The organism is Burkholderia sp. SIMBA_051, assembly GCF_046534915.1.
GTDB classification, from domain to species: Bacteria; Pseudomonadota; Gammaproteobacteria; order Burkholderiales; family Burkholderiaceae; genus Burkholderia; species Burkholderia ambifaria.
The window spans coordinates 98,934-121,371 of sequence record NZ_JAWRXS010000012.1; the positions used below are offsets into that span (position 1 = coordinate 98,934).

Annotated in this window: 4 protein-coding genes; all 4 read right to left on the reverse strand. The window is 68.1% G+C overall.

The genetic code is table 11. The features are described 5' to 3' along the window. Positions 1–5: 5 nt before the first annotated feature. The 4 genes from SB771_RS26715 to SB771_RS26730 all read right to left on the reverse strand — a co-directional run bounded on the left by SB771_RS26715 (position 6) and on the right by SB771_RS26730 (position 22,363). On the reverse strand, positions 6–13,433 hold the full coding sequence (locus SB771_RS26715) for a non-ribosomal peptide synthetase/type I polyketide synthase (protein WP_175705139.1): 13,428 nt from the start codon (positions 13,431–13,433) through the stop codon (positions 6–8). Then, a complete protein-coding gene (locus SB771_RS26720; RefSeq protein ID WP_175662089.1) occupies positions 13,430–16,753 on the reverse strand; it encodes a type I polyketide synthase in 3,324 nt (1,107 codons plus the stop codon). The genes SB771_RS26715 and SB771_RS26720 overlap by 4 nt, the downstream gene beginning before the upstream one ends. Next, positions 16,750–21,174, reverse strand: a complete 4,425-nt coding sequence (locus SB771_RS26725; RefSeq protein ID WP_175662088.1) for a beta-ketoacyl synthase N-terminal-like domain-containing protein — start codon at positions 21,172–21,174, stop codon at positions 16,750–16,752. Before SB771_RS26725 ends, SB771_RS26720 begins: the two co-directional genes overlap by 4 nt. Positions 21,175–21,364: 190 nt before the next feature. Then, on the reverse strand, positions 21,365–22,363 hold the full coding sequence (locus SB771_RS26730; protein ID WP_175662087.1) for a TauD/TfdA family dioxygenase: 999 nt from the start codon (positions 22,361–22,363) through the stop codon (positions 21,365–21,367). Between the last annotated feature and the right edge of the window lie 75 nt (positions 22,364–22,438).

The window sequence follows — 22,438 nt, forward strand, 5'->3', positions numbered from 1 at the left end:
GCTCCTTAGAATGCACTGAGTTCGACGGTGGGCTGGCGGGCTTCGGCCTGCAGCACGTGTTGTCCCAAGGTCAGGTTCCGGATGCGAACGCCCGGATTGGCCAGCACTTCGCCGATGACGGACGTCAGCTCGTTGGCAAGGCCCTGCACCAAGGCCTCGCTGAACCGCCCGGCGTGATAGACGACGCGGATCGCGAGGCCCTCGGCGTGCGGCTCGGCCAGGAACCAGAAGTCCGTCGCGGCTTCCGTGTCCGCACCCAGCAGGTCGTGGTCCGGCAGTTCGGCGATGCGCACTTGTCCCGCGTAGCGATCGACGGCGCCTTGTCGCTGGTTCTGCAGCGTCAGCCCGATGTCGAAGAGCGGATTGCGTCCCGCGACGCGTTTGATGCGCAGGTCGTCGAGCAAGCGATCCAGCGGATACAGCGGGTGCGAGAACGCTTCGAGGGTGGTGTCCCGCACGCGGGTCAGCAGCGTATCGAAACGATCGTCGCCGACGACGCGATCGCGCAGCGCCAGCACGTTCAGATAGGGGCCGACCTGCGACTCGAGTTCGGGAAGCTCGCGGCCCGCGACCGGCGTGCCGACGACGATGTCCTCCTGGCCGGAGCGGCGGTAGAACAGCGCCTTGATCGCGGACAGCAGCGCGATGAACAAGGTCGCGCCGTGGCGTTTGCCGAGCGATTCCAGCGCCGTCGTCTCGGCGGCGGGCAGCTCGAACCGCCAGGTCTTCCAGCTCGGCGCGGCCGGCTGCTCGACGTCGCCCGGCAGTTCCAGCGCGCGCAGGCCGCCGCCCAGCCTGGTCAGCCAGTATTCCTTCATCCGTTCGCCGTCCGGCCCGGCGAGCAGGCGGTTCAGCCAGCCGGCGTAATCCTTGTACTGGATGGAAAGCGCGGGCAACGGATTGTCGCGACGCTGGACCAACGCGTCATAGATCGTCGACAGGTCGTCGAGCAGCACCTCCGTCGACCAGCCGTCGCTCACGATGTGATGCATCGTGCAGATGCAGACGTGGCGGACTTCGGAGAGCCTGAGCAGCTTGACGCGGAAGAGCGGGCCGGTGCCGAGATCCATCGGCGCGAGCCGCTCGCGGGCGGTGATCGACATGGCCTGGGCATCCCGGTCCTCGGCTTCCTGCAAATCGATGACCTCGACCGGGAAGGCGGCTTCGCCCGGAGGCAGCACTTGCTGGACCGGCTCATTGCCGGACAGCACGAAACGCGTGCGCAAGATCTCATGACGTTCGCTCAATGCACGGAACGCTCGCACGAGCGCGTCCACGTCCAGCACCCCTTCGAACAGCAGGGACGTGGGCAGCGGCCCGCCGGATTGCGCCGCATTCAGGCGATCCTGGACCCACAGCCGCGTCTGGGCGGGAGAGAGTGCGTAATGCGCGTGCGCCGGCAGCGGCGTCACCGGCGCGTAATCGATCGGTTGCGTATCCGCGATGCGTTTCGCGAGGCTCGCAATGGTGGGATGCGAGAACAGGCTGCGGATGTCCAGCTTCACCTGCAGATCGCGGCGGATGCGCGCGGCGACCTTCGTCGCGGAAAGCGAATTGCCGCCCAGCTCGAAGAAATTGGCGGTGGTGCTGATCCGGGCCTGGCCGAGCACTTCCTGCCAGATTGCCGTCAACTGCGCTTCGAGCGCGTTGGCGGGCGCAACGTGGTCCAGGCCGTCGCCCGGTTCGGGCAGTCGGGCGCGATCGAGCTTGCCGTTGGGCAGTTGCTCGAACGCGGGCACGACGACGAATGCGGACGGCACCATGTAATCCGGCAGCCGCTGGCGCAGGTGCCCGCGTACCGCTGCGATCAGTTCGGCTTCGGCGTGCGACGAGCGCAGCCATGCGACGAGTCGCGCGCCGTCGTCCGCACCGCGCAGTGCCACGACCGCGGCCTCGACCAGCGGATGCGATGCCAGCGCCGCCTCGATTTCGCCGGGTTCGATGCGCAGGCCGCGCAGCTTGATCTGATGGTCGATGCGGCCGAGGAAGTCGATATTGCCGTCGGGCCGGTAGCGCGCGAGATCGCCGGTGCGGTAGAGGCGTGCATGCGGATCGGCGATGAACGGATCGGCGATGAACTTCTCGGCGCTCAGTTCGGGCTCACCGTGGTAGCCGCGCCCGACCGGCGTGCCGCCGATCAGCAGCTCGCCCGCCACGCCGATCGGCACCGGCTGCAGCTGCGCGTCCACGATGTAGACGCGCGTATTGGCGATGGGCCGGCCGATCGGCACGATACGGTGCGGGTCGTCGCGCCGGCATTCCCAGGCGGTCACGTCGACGGCAGCCTCGGTGGGGCCGTAAAGGTTGAACAGCCTGACGTCCAGGCGCGCGAGGCAACGCTGCTGCAGATCGAATGGCAGGGCCTCGCCGCTGCATACGACGCGGCGCAGCGACGCGCAGTGCGCGTCGAGGTCCGGATGGTCGAGAAAGGCGCGCAGCATCGAGGGCACGAAATGGACCGTGGTGATCCGTTCGCGCTCGATGAGTTCGACCAGGTAGTCGGTCTCGCGCTGGCCGCCGGGCCGGGCGAACACGAGGCGCGCGCCGGTGACGAGCGGCCAGAAGAATTCCCAGACCGACACGTCGAAGCTGAACGGGGTCTTCTGCAGCACGGCATCGTCGGCGCCGAGCGTGTACGCGTGTTGCATCCACAGGATGCGGTTGGTGATGGCGCGATGGGTGTTGAGCGCGCCCTTGGGCCTGCCGGTCGAACCGGAGGTGTAGATCATGTAGGCGAGGTTCTCGCCGCTCAGCGCAGGCGCGGGGTTGGACGCGGGCGCGGCATCGAGGTCGAGCATGTCGCGATCGACGACGATCACGCGGGCATCGGTATCGGGCAGCGCGTCAAGCAGATGCTGCTGGGTGAGGAGCCAGCGCAACTGCGCGTGGTCGATCATGAAGCGCACGCGCTCGGCGGGGTACTCCGGGTCGACGGGGACGTAAGCGCCGCCGGCCTTGAGGATCGCGAGCAGCGCGACGATCATGTCGAGCGAGCGCTCCATGGCGACGCCGACGAGGGCATCGGGGGTGACGCCGAGCTCGATGAGCCGGTGGGCGAGGCGATTGGCGCGCAGGTTGAGTTCGGCGTAGGTGAGCGCGACGTCGTCGTAGACGGCGGCGACGGCATCGGGCGTGCGCTCGACCTGCTGTTCGAACAACCGGTGCAGCGGTTGCGTGGCGGTCTCGCCGAAATCCGTCTCGGTCCGGTTCCATTCGACGGTCAGCAGGTTCCGCTCCGCCTCGCTCGTCAGCGGCAGCCGCGCAACGGCGGCCGACGCATCGTCCGCGAGACGCGTCAGCAAGGTCCGGTAGAACCCGAGGAAACGTTGCACCGTGCTCTCGTCGAACAGATCGCTGTTGTAGTCGCAGTCGATCAGGAGTGCCTGCCCCGCGTCGAGGATGTTGACGTTCAGATCGAACGCGGTATGGCGGATCAGCGGCGTGACCAGGCCGACCGTCAGGCCGGGCAGTTCGGGCAGCGCCGACACGGGTTCCAGATTGAAGACGACCGACACCAGCGGGGCGGCGTTGAGATCGCGCTGCGCGCCGATTTCGCGGACCATTTCGGCGAACGGGAAATCCTGGTGCTCGAGCGCGTCGAGCAGGTTCTGGCGGGTGCCCGCCAGGAAGCCGGCCACGGTGGCCTGCTCCGGCAGCGTGGAGCGCAACGGCAGCAGATGCGTGCAATAGCCGGCGAGGCGATCGCTGCCGGCCACGGAGCGGCCGGTCACCGGGATGCCGGTGACGATCTCCTGCTGGCCGGCGATGCGGTGCAGGAACAGGTTGAAGCCCGCGAGCAGCATCATGTAGAGCGTGCAGCCGTTCTGACGGGCGGCGGTGCGCAGCGATGCGGCCTCCGCCGCGTCCAGATGCAGGGACACGCGCGCGCCGTGAAACGTCTTCACCGCGGGCCGGGGGTAATCCAGCGGGAGATTCAGCGGTTCGGTCTGGCGCGCGCATTGCGCCAGCCAGTACGCGCGATTCGCCTTCGTTTCCGGGCTGTGGCGCTGGCCGTCGAGCTGCTTCAGGTACTCGCGGAACTGCAGCGGCGCCGCGGCCGGTGCAGCACCGGCATAAGCGCGGGCGAGATCCTCGAGCAGGATGCCGAACGTCGAGCCGTCACAGATGATGTGATGGGCCGTCATCACCAGCAGGTGACGCGTGCTGTCCAGGCGCACGAGCGCGGCGCGAAAGAGCGGACCGTTCACGAGGTCGAACGGCTGGCGGCTTTCGTGGTCGCGCCACGCGTCCTGGTTCGTGTCGATCAGCGGAATCTGCAGCGTCAGCGACGGATGCACGATCTGGCCCGACCCGTCCGGCGTCAGCGTGGTGCGCAGCGCTTCGTGCCGGTCGACGAGACCCTGCACGGCCGCGCGCATGGCGGCCTCGTCGAGCCGGCCATTCAGTTCGAGGGTGGTGTTGACGTTGTAGGCCAGCGATCCTTCGGGATCGACTTCCGACAGGATCCACAGCTGGCGTTGCGCTTCGCTCAGCGCGGCCACCGTGCCGTGCTTCGAGTGAGGCCGGATGAAACCGCCCCCGCGCAGGTCGGCGACGCTGTCCTTCACCGCCCGGATGAATCGGTCGATATCGGCTTCCGTATGCGCGGTGGAGAGGAAGCAGGTGCGCCACTCCCAGATGTAGATGCCCTTTTCGAGCATGTGATAGAAGAACAGGTCGAGGTTCTCGGTGAATTCGAAGCGGAACATCGAGCCGAACCACGTGACCTTGATCGGCGCCTCGGCCTCCGCGAAAAACGCATTCAACGTTTCGGCGATTTGCGCGGTCCGTTCGTTGAGCGCGGCCTGCAGCGCCGGCCCCTCCTGTTCGATCTTCTCCAGCACGGCCAGCGCGGCCGCCATCGCGAGCGGGTACTGGCAGAAGGTGCCGCCGAACGCGGTGCGGTCGGCCGCGGGGAACGAGTGGTCGCCGTAGGTCCACATGCCGCCGTCGATGGCGTCCATGAAGCGGCTGGAACCGGCGATGACGCCCAACGGCAGGCCGCCGCCGATGATCTTGCCGTATGTCGCGAGATCGGCCCGGACCCCGAACATGGCCTGCGAGCCGCCCGGATGGACGCGGAAGCCGGTGATCATTTCGTCGAAGATCAGCGCGATTCCGGCCTCCTCGGTGATGCGGCGCAGTTCCTTGAGGAACGCGACCGGCTGCAGGGACGGGTTGCGGCTCTGCACCGGCTCCACCATCACGGCGGCGAGGGTCGAGGCCATCCCGCGAATGGCCTCGAGCGCGGCGTCGCTGCCGTAATCGAGCAGGACCATGTTCTCGACCGAACCGAACGGCACGCCGGGGGCGATGGTTTCCGTCACGCCTTCCGCGTTCGCCGCGGCGAGCGTGCCGTCGGCATGGCCGTGATACGAATGCGTGAACATCACGATCTTGTCGCGCCCGGTCACGGCGCGCGCGAGCCGCATGGCCGTCATGACCGCCTCGGTGCCGGTGTTCGAGAAAGCCACGCGATCGAGACCGGTGACGCGCGCAAAGCGCGCGGCCACTTCGCCGACGAGGCTCGAGCGCGCGCCCAGTTCGAGCGGACGTTGCCACTCGCGGGTGACCTGGTGCTGGATGAAGTCCGGCGTGTGGCCGAACAGATGCACGCCGAAGCCCATCGTGAAATCGATGTACTCGTTGCCGTCGATGTCCCACAGTCGCGAACCGGCCGCGCGATCGCCGACGATCGGATACAGCATCTCCTTGGTCGAAAACCGGAAGCCGACCGTGGCGCGGCTGTCGGCCAGTACCGGGCGGGACGCCTGCACCGATTCCTTCGATTTCCGGGTGCGCGTCGTGTAACGCACGATCAGCGCTTCGAGATGCTCCTGCTGCACGGCGGACAAGCCACGCGCCCGCTGTTCGACCGGGCTGCCCCACGGCATCATCGGCTTGGACGGCCGATTGTCCGCCGCGGCCGCGGCTGCAGTTGCAGGCGCGGGCTTCGTTGCGGGCCCGGCGGCCGGGGCCGCGATCGCGGCCTTCGGTGTGACGTTGGCGACGCTCGCAGCGCTCGCGACGGCTTGCGCGGCGATCGTCGCCGGCCGGACGCCGGCCTGGCCGGTCAGCGACGTGCGCAGCAATTCCATCTGCTGGCCCATGACGCGGGACAGCAACTGATTCTGCTCCCGCAATACCCGCTCGACCGTGGAGCCGCCTTCGGCCGCCACCCATTCCGCCGGGGCGGCGGCGAGCGGTGCAAGCGCCGCCTCGGACGGCGCGACCGCCACCGCGGACAGCCCGGCTTCGGCCGTGGCCTCGGGCTCGGCCGGCGCGGCAGCCGCCGGCAGATTGTCCGCGACGTACTCGGCGAGCGCCTGCACCGTCGCCAGGTCTTCGAAGAAGCGGCGCATGACCAGCTTCACGCCGTACTGTTTCTCGATGTGCCGGATGGCCTCGATCAGCACGATCGAGTCGGCGCCCATCTCCAGGAACGGCAGGTCGATGTTGATGGTGGCGGGATCGGCCTGGATCAATTCGCCGATCTTGCCGCGAAGCCATTCGAGAACCTCGCCGCTACGATTGTGCGTCGGCGTTGCAGCGATGGGTGATGCGCTTGTCTGAGTCATGGACATGTCCGCTTTCTGGAACCAGGTACGGCTGCGTTGGAAGGGATAGGACGGCAATGCGACGCGCGTGGGCGCGGGTGTTTCGGTGGGGGCCCAGTCGACATCGACGCCGCGCGCGTAAAGGCTCGACAGCGTTTCGATCAGCGCTTGCTGCTCGACTTGCGGCCGCTGCAGCGCAAGGAACTGGATCCCGGCGTCCGGCGCACAGCACGCGCGGGCCAGGTTGACGAGCACCGGCTTGGGACCGATTTCGACCAGCAGGTTGAACCCGGCTTCGGCGAGGCGCTCGACGCTGCTCGCGAACTGCACCGGCTCCCGGCAGTGACGGCGCCAGTATTCGTCGGTGGGCGCCTCGTCCATCACGGCGCCCGTGAGATTGGAATAGAACGGGATCGCCGGGCGCGTGGCGCGTACTGCTTTTGCCACGGCCTGGAAGCGGTCCAGCATCGGCTCGACCAGCGGCGAGTGGAACGCGTGCGACGTATTGAGCTGCACGGACCGGATGTCCAGCACCGCGAACGCGTCGACCAGCGTCGCGATGCGCTCGCGCTTGCCGGAGATCACGATGCTGGCCGGACCGTTGACGGCCGCCACCGCGACCTCGTGCGGCCAGGCTTCGATCGCGCGCTCGACCGTGGCGAGGTCGGTGAAGATGGCCGCCATCTCGCCGTCGCGGGGCAACGCCTGCATCAGCCGGCCGCGTTCGGCGATCAGCCGCAGGCCGTCTTCCGGCGAGAAGACGCCGGCCGCGCAAGCCGCTGCGTACTCGCCGACGCTGTGTCCCATCACGGCGTCGGGCACCACGCCGAACGACGCCAGCAACGTGGTGAGCGCGAACTGCAGCGAGAACAGGGCCGGCTGGCTGTAGCCGGTCTGGTGGATATCGTCGTTCGGGGCCGACAGCACCTCGAGCAACGGTTTGTCGAGCAGCGGATCGGCCACCGCACGGCAGCGGTCGATGGCGTCGCGGAACACCGGATAGGCGTCGTACAGACGGCGGCCCATGCCGGCGTATTGCGAGCCCTGACCGGTGAACAGGAACGCCATTTTCACCCGCGGGGGCTGCGCCGCGTCGGCCGGTTCCTTCGCCTGGAACGCGCGCAGCTTTTCGATGGCGTCCTCGAGCGACGTCACCGGCAGCGCCAGCCGATGCGCGAAATGCGAGCGGCCGGTCGATGCCGAAAAGGCCACGGCCGCGATATCGAGACCGGGTTCGGCTTCGAGCCGCCGCTGATAGCGCCGGCCAAGCTCGCGCAATGCTGCCGGCGTCTTGGCCGACAGGACCAGCGGATGCACGTTGTGCTTCGACGGCGTCGCCTGCCGCACCGGCGCGGGCGCTTCTTCCAGCACCAGGTGCGCATTGGTGCCGCTCGCGCCGAACGCGCTGACGCCGGCGCGCCGCGGCCGCTCGCCGCGCGGCCACGCGCTCGCCTCGGCGCAGACCTCGATCGGCAGCGCGTCCCACCGCACCAGCGGGCTCGGCTGGCGGAAATGCAGGTGGGCGGGAATGCGGTCGTGGTTCAGCGACAGCACGACCTTGATGACCCCCGCGATGCCGGCGGCGGATTCCGTGTGGCCGATGTTGGTTTTCACCGAGCCGATGCGCAGCCGCCGGCCCTCGCCGCGGTCGGCGCCGAACACCGTCGCCAGCGCCTCGACCTCGACGGGATCGCCCAGCGGCGTGCCGGTGCCGTGCGCTTCCACGTAATCGATGGATGCGGCGGGAAGCCCGCCCAGCGCCTGGCGGATGACGGCTTCCTGCGCGCGGCCGTTCGGCGCGGTAAAGCCGCTCGACGCACCGTCGTGGTTGACGGCCGAACCGCGGAGCACGGCCAGCACGCGATCGCCCGCGGCGAGCGCATCGGACAGGCGCTTGAGCACCAGCGCGCCGCAGCCTTCACTGCGCACGAAGCCGTCCGCCGCCGCGTCGAAGGTCTTGCAGCGGCCGTCCGGCGCCAGCGCCCGCGTGCGCGAGACGGCGATCGAGTTGTCCGGCGACAGGATCAGGTTGACGCCGCCCGCGATCGCGAGATCACACTCGCCGCTGCGCAGATTCTGGCTGGCGGTATGGATCGCGGTGAGCGACGACGAGCAGGCGGTGTCGATCGCCATGCTCGGCCCCTGCACACCGAGCCCGTAGGAGATGCGGCCGGCCGCCGTGTTGAGCGGATTGCCGGTGAAGAAATAGCCGTCGATGCCGCTGCCGCCGCCGTTGCGAAGCTGCAGATTCGCGTAATCGTTGGTGGTGATGCCGACGAAGACGCCGGTCCGGCTGCCCTTGAGACTGTCGACGGGAATGCCGGCGTGCTCCAGCGCTTCGTGACTGACTTCGAGCAACAGGCGCTGCTGCGGGTCCATCGCGGCCGCTTCGCGCGGCGTGATCCGGAAAAATGCCGGATCGAACTGATCGACGTCTTCGAGAAAACCGCCGAAGCGGCAGTACATCCGGCCCGGCGCTTCCGGATCGGGATCGTAGTACGCGTCGACATCCCAGCGCTCGCGCGGCACTTCGGAAATCGCATCCACGCCGTCGTTCAGCAGCCGCCAGTAGGCGTCGAGATCGTGCGCGGCGCCCGGAAACCGGCAGCTCATGCCGACGATCGCGATCGGTTCCGGCGTGCCCGCCTCGCGCGGCGCAACGGCTGGCGCGGCCGGCCGCGACGGCACGGCCTGCGCCGGCGCCGCGCTCGCGTCCGGCGCCGTGGGGGACGACTGGTCCGCCAGGAAATCCGCGAGGGCATTGACCGTCGGATGATCGAACAACAGCGCGACCGACAACGGGATGCCAAGCACTTTCTCGAGCTGCGTGCGCACATCCAGCGCCATCAGCGAATCCATGCCCATCTCGAAGAAGCCGAGGTCGCGGTCCAGCGTCGTCGCGCCGAAGCCGAGCACCTGGGCCACCGCGCGATCGATGCTGTCCGCCAGCAGGCGCTTTCGCGCGCGGGGTGAGGCGTCGCTCAACGCCGGCATCGCCAGCGCGCCTGACGCGGCTGCGGCCACCCGCACGCGATCGAGGAACGGCTTGGGTCCGCGCGCCTCGTAGGAGCCCTGGAACAGCGCGAGGTCGATATCGACGACCGCGATCTGGGGCACGGCGGGGAGACGATCCAGCACGTCGAGCGCGCGATCCGCCGTCAGCGAGCGGATCCCGACACGCCGCAGCAGCGCTTCGGCCTCGGGGAACGTCATGCCGCCTTGCGCCCACGGCCCCCAGTTCACGCTCAGGGCCGGCAGGCCCAGGCCGCGGCGATGATGCGCGAGCGCGTCGAGGAATCGGTTCGCGGCGCTGTAGTGCGCCTGGTCGCGCGAACCCCACGCGGACGCGATCGACGAAAACAGGATGAAGAAATCGAGCGGGAACGGTTCGCTGTGCTGATGAATCAGCCAGGCGCCCGCGACCTTCGGCTGCAGGACGGCTTCCAGTTCCTCGCGCTCGAACTGCATCAGCGGCTTGTAGCCGACGATGCCGGCCGCGTGCACGATGCCCCGCAGCGGCACGCCGTCGCGCCGGAGCGCGGCGAAGAAATCGGCGACCGCCACCGGGTCGGCGATATCGAGGCGCTCGCAACGCACGGATAGGTTCCGCTCGCGCAGCTCGGCGATCGCCTGCCGGCTCTCGTCGCCCCTGGGCCCTTGTCGGCCGACGAGGATCAGCGTGCGTGCGCCGTGTGCCGCCAGCCACCGGGCGGTGTGCAGCCCGAGCGCGCCGAACCCGCCGGTGATCAGGTAGGCCGCTTCCGGGTCGACCCGCAGCGCGGCCGCTTCGGCGGGCGCGAGCGGGCTCAGGCGCGCGACATGGCGCACGCCGTGCCGCAACGCCACCAGCTCCTCACGGCTTTCACCGAGGATTTCCCGAAGCAGCGCCTGCGTCTCGTCCTCCGGCGCGGCCGGATCGAGATCGATCGAGGTGCCGAACCATTCCGGATGCTCGATCATCGCGCCCCGCGCCAGGCCCGACAACGCAGCCTGTGCGAGCCCCGATACGCGGGGCGATTCGCCGGCTTCCACCGCGTCGCGCGTGACCACCCAGATCCTGGGTCGGGTCGACGACGCCCAATCGCGCTCGCTGCCGACCAACGCGTGCACGAGATGCAGCAGGGCGGTGGCCATGCGCGACGCGCCGACGGCTTCGTCCAGCGCCCATAGAAACACGATGCGCTGGCCCGGGGCGGCGGTCTCGTTCAGCAAGCGGACGAAATGATCCGGCCGCTCGGGCGCGACTTGCCAGCCCGCTTCCGCGACGCCGCCATGGTCGGGGCCGGGGCGCACCAGCGAGCAGGATGCGCCGCGCGCGCGCAGCAGCGCCGCGAACCGCTCGCCCACACCGCTTTCGTCCGCGAAAATCAACCACGGGGACGCGTCGGCGGCGAACCGGGCCTCCGGCAACGCGGCTTGCGGCTCCCATGCGACGTGATAGAGCGGGTGGGCGTTCGGGGCAGCGGTTCCGGCGGGAGCGAACGCAGTCTGAAGCAGGTCCGGCAACGCGTTCAGCACGTCCTCAGAGTACTTGCCCGACGTCTTGAGGTGCCGCAACGCTTCCTCGATGCTGCCGGCATCCATGCCGACGACGGGCGACGGCGTTTTCTCCAGGCCGAAGCGCTGCCGCTCGAACGGATAGTTCGGCAGGGGCGTGGCGGGCTGGGCCGGCACCGGGAACAATGCGTTCCAGTCGAACTGCGCGCCCTGCACATACAGCGCCGCGAGTGCGCGCTCCAGTGCATCGCCGGCGCATGGCGGCGGCAGCCAGCCGTCGGCAAGCCCCTCCGGCGCGGGCGGCGCCTCGGCCTGCGCGTTGGCCTGCACTTGGGCCTGATTCGACAACTCGGCAAGCTGCAACCAGTACTGGGGATGCGTTACCTCGTCGGTCACCTCGGCGCCGAGACAGCCGGAAATCAGGCGGACCGAGGGCCGTGCGAGGGGCATGTCCTGAAGCGCGGCGCGCAACGCGTCGGCATCCGACCGGGCTGCGACGAGACGCAGCGCGTCGGCAACGCTGATGACCCCCGCCACGCAGGCCGCGACATATTCTCCGACGCCGTGGCCCGACACGACGGACGGGCGGATGCCCCATGCGTTCCACAGTTCCGCCCACGCGAACTGGATCGCGAAGCAGCCCTCGTCGGTATCGAGTGCCGCCAGCGGCACCGCGCAACGCGCGAAGGCGTCGCGGAAAAGCGGTTCGGACGCATGGAGTTCGCGTGCGACGCCGGTGTCCGGCGCACCGAACATGAAGCCGATGCGCAAGGCCTTGCCCGTGCGTGCCGCTGCCGCCGACGGTTCCCTCACGCCCGACACATAGGCCGCGCGAAACGGATAATGGGTCCGCCCCGTGGCGGCGGCCCGGCAGATGGCGGCCAGTTCCCGCGGCGTCGCGCCGGCGATCGCGCGCTCGTAGCGTTGTGCGAGCGCCGTGAGCGCAGCTTCGGACCGGGCCGACAGCAGCAGCAGCGTGCGCTGCGCGGCGTGGGCCGGCGCGACGGGCGGTTCCTCGACGATCGCGTGGGCATTGGTGCCGCTGAATCCGAACGCGCTCACCCCGGCGATTCGCCTGCGTTCCCCGCGCCGCCACGCGACCGGGTCGGCCGCCACGCGAATGGGGATGTCCTGCCACGGCGTATGCGGATTGGGCTGCGTGAAATGCAGATGCGCCGGGATCCTGTCGTGCTCGAACGACAGCAACACCTTGATCAGGCCGGCGATGCCGGAGGCCGACTCCAGATGCCCGATATTGGTCTTGACCGAACCGATCACGAGCGGCTCGGCCGCCTCGCGCCCGGGGCCATAGACGCCGGCCAGCGCTTCGACCTCGATCGGGTCGCCGAGGGACGTCCCCGTACCGTGGGCCTCGACATAGGAGATGTCGCCGGGCACGAGGCCGGCCTGATTCAGCGCGCGACGGATCACCCGTTCCTGCGAATCGCGGCTCGGCACGGTGAGCCCGCCGCCCGCCCCGCCCTGATCGACCGCCGTGCCACGCACGATGCCGAGCACGCGGTCGCCGTCGGCGAGCGCATCGGACAGGCGCTTGAGCACCACCATGCCGCAACCTTCGCCGCGCACATAGCCGTCTGCCGCCGCGTCGAAGGTCTTGCACCGGCCGTCCGGCGACAGCATGCGCGCTTGCGAGAAACTGACCATCACCTCGGGCGAGAGCATCAGGTTGACGCCGCCTGCAAGCGCCATGTTGCTTTCGCGCGAGCGCAGGCTTTCGCAGGCCAGGTGCAGACAGACCAGCGACGACGAGCACGCGGTATCGATCGCCATGCTCGGGCCGGTGAGGCCCAGCACGAACGACAAGCGGCCCGCGGCCATGTTCAGCGCGCTGCCCGTGCCGGCGTAGCTGCTCGACGGCGTCGCCGCATTGGACACCTGGATCGCATGGTCGAAGCAGGTAATGCCGACATACACGCCCGTGGCGGACTGCCTGAAGCGTTCGGGCGGGAGATGGGCGTTTTCGAGCGCTTCCCAGGCCACTTCGAGCAGGAGCCTTTGCTGCGGGTCGAGGTAAGTGGCTTCGCGCGGCGCGATCCCGAAGAACGCCGCGTCGAATTCATCCACGCGTTCGAGAAACGCGCCGTGGCGGGTCGCCATCTTGCCGGGCGTGGATGGATCGGGGTCGTAATAGCGACCGATGTCCCAGCGTTCGGCCGGCACTTCGGCGACGGCATCGCGCGCGTGATCGAGCAATTGCCAGAACGCGGACGGCGTATCGCTCTGGCCGGGGAATCGGCAAGCCATGCCGATGACGGCGATCGGCTCGTTGCGGTCCGAACGCAGTGCCGCGATCTCCGCGCGCCGCAGGCGCAGTTCGTCGAGCGCGGCTTTCAGTGCATGCGTGGCCTTGGCGTTCATTGGGCGCCGATCTCCTGGGCGATCAGTTCGGAAAGGTCGTCCTCGTCGAGGTCGTCGGATGCTTCATCGACGACAGGCGCGGGGAGCGACGGCGACAGTTCGTTGAGAACGTACTGGGCGAGCGTTTGCAGGTTCGGATAGGAAAAGAACAGCGTCGCGCGAAACGGCCGTCCGAACACCTTGTTGAGGCGGTCGGTCAGTTCGAGCGCGACCAGCGAATCCAGGCCGAGATCGAGCAGCGATTGCTCGGCCGCAATGGCGTCGGGGCCCGACAGACGAAGGGTCTCGGCCAGCATCTTCGCGAGCGTGTCGGTGATGAGCTCGACCCGCTCGCGCGGCGCGCACGCATGCAGTTGGCGCAGCAATGCCGTCTCTTGCTGTGAAGGCTGCGCGGCCGGTTGCGCCAGCTCGGAAAACAGCGCCGACCCGGCGGCCGGCGCGTCGACCCGGAACAGGGTCGGCCAGTCGATCCGGGCCACCCCGGACTGGGCGACGCCGGACGCCATCAGCCGTTCCAGCGCCGCGATGGCCAGTTCGGGCGACAGCGTGCCGACGCCGAGCGCGGCCAGCTGTTCGTGCGCGCGCCGTCCATAGTCGGTGGCGGCGTGGCCGATCTCCGCCCACGGCCCCCAATTCACGCTGAGCGCCGGTTTTCCCTGCGCGCGCCGATGCTGCGCGAGGGCGTCGAGGAAGCTGTTCGCCGCCGCGTAGTTGCCCTGGCCCGGCATGGTGATCAGCGCGGCCATCGACGAGAACAGCACGAAATGATCAAGCGGCAGGTCGGCCGTCAGCTCGTGCAGATACCACGCGCCATCGGCCTTGCCGCTTCCGGCGCGATGGAAGGCATCGTCGTCCTGGCGCGTGAGCAGCGCATCGTCCAGCGCGCCGGCGAGGTGAAAGACCCCCTTGAGCGGCGGCATCGAATGCGCGATTTCACCGAGCGCCTGCGCGACGTCCTCGCGACGCGACAGGTCGGCGCGAATGAACCGCGCGTCGAGCGTGCTCAGGATTTTTTCGGCCGCGGGGGAGGGCGCGCCGCGCCCGAGCAGCACGACCTTGCCGGCGCCGTTGGCGGCAAGCCAGGACGCGAGCCGCAGGCCGAGCCCGCCGAGCCCGCCGGTCACCAGATAGGTCGCGTCATGGTGGAATCGGATCGGACGGTGACTGACGAATTCGCGATTGTCGCGGGCGATACGCGCGACGTAGCGCTGTCCGCCGCGAAACGCGATCATGTCTTCACGGCCGCCGGCCTGTACCGCCTGCACGATGTGCGCCGCGGACGGCTGCGCGGGATCGAGGTCGATGAGCCCGCCCCACAGCGCCGCATGCTCCACGGCGATCGCTCGCCCCAATCCCCACAGGGGGGCCTGCGCCGGGGCAGTCGATTCGCCGTCCAGCACGTTCATCGCGCCCGACGTCACCAGCCACAGACGCGCCTGCCGCGCCGCCGGTGCGCGTGACGCAAGCGCCCTGACCAGTTGCAGCACGCTTGCGCTGGCACGCCGTCTCGCCGCGATGTCAGCCGGTGCGAGATCGAGACTCCACAGGTGAACGATGCCCTTCAGCGGCCGGTCGGGCGCGGGCAGTTCCGGCGTCGCGTCGGCGAAGCGCAGCGTGCACGTATCGCCCGCGCTTTCCAGCAGGTCGGCCAGTTGCGCGCCGACGCCGCCGCGGTCCGCGAGAATCAGCCACTCGCCGTGCGCCGAAGCGCCGGTTGCCGCGTCGACGCTCGACGGTCTCCACACGCGTTGATAGAGCAGCGCGGACAAGTCGTGCCGCTCGACGGTGGACGCGGAACGCACATGCTGCAACCGCAGCGCATCGATCTCGATCAGCAGTCGCCCGGCGAGGTCATGGACGCGGATATCGCCCTCCAGCGCGCCTTGCCCGATCGGCTTGCGCAGCGTGGCGTGACTCCATGCGTCCGTTGACGACGGCGGCTGATGAACCCGTACCGCACCGATCGAACTGGGCAGGTACAGGTCGCCCGCCTCCAGCGCGTCCGGATCGATCGCGGCGGCGAGCACCCGGCTGCACGCGTCGAGAAAGGCGGGGTGCACCTGGTATTGCGACGATGCCAGCGCGTCGGCCGGCAGGCTGATTTTCCCCAGCGCCTCGCCGGCCGTGCGCCAGATCTGCTGGATCGCATCGAACACGCCGTCGATCTGCACGCCGTGCTGCCGGACTTCGCCATTGAAGTCCGCGCCTGAAGTCGTTTCGATGCAGCGGGCCTGCACCGCGGCGGCATCGAATCTCGTCGGCGCGGCGGATTGCCTCGGGGCACACAGCTCCCGCAGCCGACGCAACTGCGGAAGATTGCCGAGGATCAGCTCGACCGGCGGACCGAAATCGAGCAGGCAGGCCACTTCGTCCACGCCGATCGACTCGAGATCGCGCACCAGTTCCACGCAGGTTTCCGGCGTGCCGATGAGGCCGCGCGATTGCGCGAAGCGTTCGTAGAGAAACTCGACGAACTCGTCCAGTTCGCGCGCGCCCATCGCGCGCACGTCCACCGACTGGCCGCGGCTCTGCGCCAGCCCGTTCAACAGCCCGATATTGCTGCGGATGTAGTTGCAGAACGGCGCACGCGCCTGCTCGCGCACCCGCGCCGCATCGTCGCCGACGAACGTGTGCAGCATCACGGACACGGTGCCGGCCGCCGGATCGAAGCCATGCGTTGCGCGCGCCGCGCGGTAGAGGGCGATCTTCTGCGCGAGCTGGTCCCGATCCTGGTCGAGCACGTGGGTCAGCAGGTTGGCGCCGACTTCACCGGCGCGCACGAAGGTCTGCGGATTGCTCGCGGCGGTCACCCAGACGGGCAGCTCCGGCTGCACCGGCGTCGGATAGATGCGCAACTGCACCGGCTTGCCGACGCCGTTGCGCGCATCCAGCGACCCGCCGCGCCACAGATGCTGGACGGCGCGCATCGTGGTCAGCATCTCATCCTGCCGGGTCGCATATTTGTCCGGGGCGAACACGAAGTCGTCCGGATTCCATCCGGACGCGAACGACACGCCCACGCGGCCATTCGACAGGTTGTCCACCATGGACCACTCTTCCGCGATCCGGATCGGGTTGTGCAACGCTGCGACCACGCTGCCCGCGACCAGCTTCACGCGTTCGGTGGCCGCGGCGAGCGCGGCGTGCAGGACAGCGGGATTCGGGTACAGCGAGCCGAATTCGGTGAAATGGCGCTCCGGCACCCATACGCTGGAAAACCCATTCGCATCGGCGAAACGGGCGCTTTCCATCACGAGCTGGTACTTGTTGCCGGACAACGCCTCTTCACTGCTGGCGAAGAACATCAGGCCGAATTTCATGCGTGGCTCCGATCCGATTCGTGAATTTCGGCACTCGCGCATATCTGCCATGACGCGGCGGCGCGGGTGTCCTCGATCCGGTGATAGACGGCAAACGAAAACGGTCCCCAGGACCGGCGGCTCAGCACGGTCTGCACGCTGTGCGATGCATGCGGATGCAGCGGCAACGGCGCATGCAGTGCGAGGTCCTTCAACGTGGTATGGCTGGCGGCGCCGATTTCCGACGTCGCCGCCAGCGCCATTTCCACATAAGCGGAATAGGGCAGCACGGGCGATCCGTTGACGCGATGACCGCCGAGAAAGGTGGTGGCCGGCGCGTCGAGACGCGACTGCCAGATCCACGTGGCCGGCGCATGTGCGTGCTGCTCCATGAGACGCCCGAGCAACGGATGCCGAGGCGCACGTGGACTGATCCAGAACGCGCGACGCTCGAACGGGTAGGTCGGCAGCGCGAGCCGGCGGCGCGGGACGTCCTGCTCCACGGCATCCCAGTCGACGGACGCGCCGCGTACGTAAAGCTCGGCGAGCGTGCGCAGGATCGTGTCCCACGCGGCCGTGTGCGCGCCGATTTCGATCACGATGCCGTGGCTTCCCGCCGCAGCGCCGTCCGGCGCGTGCGGCACATCAGCAAACGCGGCCGCGGCGCGATGCCCGTCGCCCGTGCTGCTGACGGCGCCCGGCGTGATACCGAAGGACATCCACAGTTGCGCGAGCGCGCGCTGGAATGCCGTGAATCCGGCTTCGGCGGAATCGACCGCGGGCGCGTCGGACACCGCCGATTGCCGCTGCATCAGCGCGCCGAAAGCGGGGCAGGCCGAACGCAATTGCCGCACCGCCTCGTCGCTGCCGCCGTCGTCGGCGCAAAAGTGGAACGTCACCGCAGGCGGCGTTTCGGCGGGCTCGCCGGCCGAAACGGCATCCAGTTGCGAACGCAACGTATCGAGACTCGACGCGACGATGGCCGCGCGCCGCGTGAAGTGGGTGCGCCCGGTATTTGCCGTGAACGCGACATCGCGCACACGGATCCCGGGATGGGCGTCGAGATACGCCGCATAGGACGCCGCCAGTGCTTGCAACGCTTCTGGGGTGCGCGCGGAGAGCGTCACGACGCGCGCCGCAGGCGCCGCCGGGTCGGCTTCGATCTCGCCGGGCCGTGGCGCTTCGGACAGGATCATGTGTGCGTTGGTGCCGCCGAAGCCGAACGAACTCACGCCGGCCATGCGCGGCCCGTGTTCCGAATGCCAGGGCGTGACGTGCTGCGGAATACGGAAGGGCGTGCCGTCGAGCGCGATTTCAGGATTGATCGACCGGAAATGGAGGTTCGGCGGAATGGCGCGATGGTGTAGCGCAAGGGCGGTCTTGATCAGGCTGGCGATGCCCGCCGCCGATTCCAGATGGCCGATGTTGGTCTTGACCGAACCGATCCAGCAGTGATCATCCGGCCCACGGGATTCGCTCAGGACGGCCGCCAGCGCGTTCAATTCGATCGGATCTCCGAGCGGCGTTCCCGTACCGTGCGCTTCGACGAAGCCGATGTCCTGCGCGCGTACGCCGGCATCGTGCAGCGCACCGCGAATCACGGCCTGCTGAGCCGGGCCGTTCGGCGCGGTCAGGCCATTGCTGCGTCCATCCTGGTTCACCGCCGAGCCGCGGATCACGGCGTACACGGTGTCGCCGTGCTCGAGCGCATCGTCGAGACGCTTGAGCAGCACCATGCCCGCACCTTCGCCGCGCACATAGCCGTTGGCTGCCGCGTCGAACGCCTTGCATCGACCATCCGGCGAAAGCATGCCCGCCTGCGTGAAGGAGTCGCTCAATTGCGGTGCCAGAATCAGGTTGACCCCGCCGGCCAGCGCCGCATCGGCCTCGCCGCGCTGCAGCGCGCGGCACGCGTGGTGAACCGCGACGAGCGAGGACGAACACGCGGTATCGACCGCCCAGCTCGGGCCGCGCAAATCGAGCATGTAGGAAATGCGGTTGGCGGCGACGCTGAGCGCATTGCCGGTCGCGACATAAGGGCCGACATCCGCGAATTCTTCCTGCGCCAGACGGATGTAGTCCGAATTGCTGATGCCCACGATGACCGCGGTGCGTCCGCCGGCGAGACGCCGCGGCGCGATCCCCGCATGCTCGAGCGTCTCCCACGCAACCTCGAGAAGCAGGCGCTGTTGCGGATCCATCGCTTCGGCTTCGCGGGCGCTGATGCCGAAGAACGCCGCATCGAACAGATCGACCTGATCCAGCAGTCCGGTGGGCGGAAGGTCGCCGGCACGCTTCTTCGACGCGCCGACCGCGTCCCGGCCCTCCAGCAGAAGCTGCCAGAATGCGTCGGGATGATCGGCGCCGGGGAAACGGCATCCCATGCCGACGATCGCGATATCCGCGCGTGCTGCGGCGGAACCGGGCGCGTGGTCCGGCACGGCATTCCCGATACCGCTCAAATGGCGCGCCAGCAGGGAAATACTCGGAAAATCGTAGACGACGGTAGGCGAGACCGGCAGCCCGAGCCAATCCTGCAACTCGCCCGACAGCATGATGGCGTCCTTCGAATCGAGCCCGTAGATGCTGAACGGCGCGTCGGGGTCGATCTTGCCGGCATCGATTCCCGACAGACGCGAGACACGCTCGACGCACCATTGCACCAGCGCTTGCGTGTCGCGTAGCGCGGCCGTGGAGGGCGCGTACGCCGCGGAGAACGAACGCCGCCACTCGCCCGCGATCGCGAGCCCCTGTTCGTCGAGGAACGCTTGCCTGATTCGGCTCCGCTGGATTTTTCCGCTGGACGTGCGCAGGATCGTCGCGGGCTTCAACAGGATCGCCGCATACAGATCGACGTCATGCGCTTCGGCGAGCGTGCGCCGGATCTCCGCGGCGACGGCTTCCGCGTCCAGCGTGTTGAGCGCTTCCCGGCGCACTTCGCATGCGATAACGACGCGCTCCACGTCATCGACGTTGATCGAGAAAGCCGCCGATGCGTTGGGCGCCAGCGCGGGGTGGCTGCCCTCGGCGGATTGCTCTAGATCCTGCGGGTAGTGATTGCGCCCGGCGACGATGATGAGGTCCTTGAGACGGCCGGTGACGAAGAGGTGCTCGCCATCGACGAAGCCGAGATCGCCCGTGCGCAGGTAATGCGCATCATCGCCATCCAGCTTCGCGCGAAAGGTGTGCTCCGTTTCGTCGACGCGGTTCCAGTAACCGACGCCGACGCTCGGGCCCGTCACCCAGATTTCGCCGATCCGGTCGGGCGGGCAGCGCTCGCCGGTATCCGGATTCACGATCTGCAGGCGGTGCTCCGCCCAGGCCCGGCCGCACGACACCAGCGCGTGGCGCTTGCCGCCGTCGCTTCTCGTCGCCACGCCTTGTGCGAGGCCGTCGGCGTCGTAGTCCGCCACGAGCGGCAGCGAGCGTGCCGGCTGACCGGAGATGAACAAGGTCGCCTCGGCCATGCCGTAGACCGGGCGCATGGTATGCGCGTGGAAGCCGCATGCGGCGAAGGCGCGCGAGAAACGCGCCACCGACTCCGCGCGCACCGGTTCCGCGCCGTTGAATGCAACGCGCCAACTGCTCAGATCCAGCTGCGCGCGGGCTTCGTCGGATATTTTGCGCGCGCACAGGTCGTACGCGAAATCCGGCGCGGCGCAATGCGTGCCGCGATACTTCGTGATGGCCTGCAGCCAGCGGATCGGTTTCTGCACGAACGCCGCGGGCGCCATCAGCACTGCCGGCACACCGAGATAGATCGGCAGCAGCACCTTCCCGAAGAAACCCATGTCGTGAAACACCGGGAGCCAACTGACGAACACCGTCGACGCATCGGCATCGCTCGCCTCGGCGATGACCGCCATATTGCTCAGGATGTTCGCGTGGCTGATCATCACGCCTTTGGGCGTACCGGTGGAGCCTGACGTGTATTGCAGAAGCGCCAGCGTCTGCGGCGTGATGTCCGGTGCGCGCCATTGCTCGGCCGGTGCGTCGAAGCCCTGGTCCGTCGCAAGGATCTTCAGTTCCAGCGTGTCGGAATAGCCATCCGCGCGATGCGCGATGCCGTCGAGCGTGGCTGCATCGGTCAGCGCGACGACCGGGCTAGCGTCGGCGACGATGGCCTTCAGACGATCGGCGGGACGATGCCGGCGCGGAGGATAGGCCGGCACGCCGATCAGGCCGGCGTACAGGCATCCCGCCCATGCGCAGATGAATTCAAGGCCGGGCGGATAGACCAGCAGGACGCGGTCGCCCGGCTGCGCCATGCCCTGCAGCCTGGCGGCGATGCCGCGCGCGCGTTTGTCCAGGTCGCCGAACGTGAGTCGAGCCCGCTCCGATTCGCCGTTCTCGAGAAAAATGAATGCCGTCTTCTCCGGTTCGACCTTGCCGCGAAATATGAAAATTTCTGTAACAGTCCTGAATTTTGTATCGGGAAGCATCTCGACCTTCGTTGTCTGCTGAACGTTGAATTCCTCAGGACCCGTTGCGACGATCCCGCCAAGCTTGCTTCTTGAATTGGATGGCATGAAATTAGAGCACCGCTCCAACCCGACGTCTGCCCCGTAATCCAAGGACACGGCGTTTCGCACACTTGATCAATACGGGTTTTAATTTGCGCGCGCGGCCCTGCTAACGACCGGCCATTCCTTCGATGTCGGGGGAGTACGGGTCCAGCAGGGACACGACGACCTTGCGCTCGCCTTCGAACGGGTTGCGGCCATGCGCGAAGCGCATGTTGTCGACCAGCAGCACGTCGCCTCGTTGCCATGGAAACGTGATCGCGCATTCGCGGAACGCGTTGCGGATCTGCTCGATGTCGGCGAGATCGAACGGACTCCCGTCGCCATGGCACGCGTTGCGCGGAATTCGGTCAGTGCCGAACAGGCTGACGATCGAACTGGCGAGCGATGCTTCCAGGTTCGAGATATGGAACAGATGTGCCTGATTGAAGAACACCCTGTCGCGGGTGACCGGATGGTAGGCCACGCCCTGATTGATCTGTACGGTGCGTAACGTGTCGTCGTCGAGCCATTCGAGCGCGATGTCGTTGTCCGCGCAGAAGGCCGCAACCTGGCTGCGGTCGCCGGTCTGAAAGACGGTTTCCCACGGAATGTCGACATGCCGCCGGTAGTGCCTGACGTAGCGCACCCGCTTCGCCTCGAAGCGCTCCATGATGCGCGGCCCGATCCTGCGGCTCACCTCCCGCATGTCGGCAATTGGCGTTTCGCCGCCGGTCGTGGCCGGCGTCAGGCAACAGAATGCAACTCTCAGCGGCCAGCTTCGTTGATACGCGTTTTCGCAATGAAGTGCGATCGTCTCGCTCGGCGGATACTCGGTTGCGGTGAAGATGCCGTTGCCGATCGAGGTGCGCGGCGTGGAACGATAGACGTAGTCGGACTTATGGGCCGAAATCGCGTTGGCAAACGCTTCGAAGCCGCCCACGGATGAAACGTCGAAGCCGCGAAACAGCAGCGCACCATGTTCCAGAAGCCGGGATTCGAGTTCCACCCGGTTGTCGTTCACCGCCAGCACGAGATCGTGCCCGTTCGCGCGTGCGTTCGACGCAGGCTCCAGCAGCCACGGAGAGCTCCCCTCGGCAAGCAGCTTGCGTTCCGTCATGCCCAGCATCGTCAATGGTCCTTTTCTGAACGAGGATCGCGGCGCAACCCGGACCGGTCGGCCGGCAGGGTCGCGCCGCGGTGC

What these genes read in the sequence shown, in the direction of transcription:
- SB771_RS26725 (WP_175662088.1), bottom strand. Translation starts at nt 21,174, where the DNA reads ATGCTTCCCGATACAAAATTCAGGACTGTTACAGAAATTTTCATATTT.
- SB771_RS26730 (WP_175662087.1), bottom strand. Translation starts at nt 22,363, where the DNA reads ATGCTGGGCATGACGGAACGCAAGCTGCTTGCCGAGGGGAGCTCTCCG.
- SB771_RS26720 (WP_175662089.1), bottom strand. Translation starts at nt 16,753, where the DNA reads ATGAAATTCGGCCTGATGTTCTTCGCCAGCAGTGAAGAGGCGTTGTCC.
- SB771_RS26715 (WP_175705139.1), bottom strand. Translation starts at nt 13,433, where the DNA reads ATGAACGCCAAGGCCACGCATGCACTGAAAGCCGCGCTCGACGAACTG.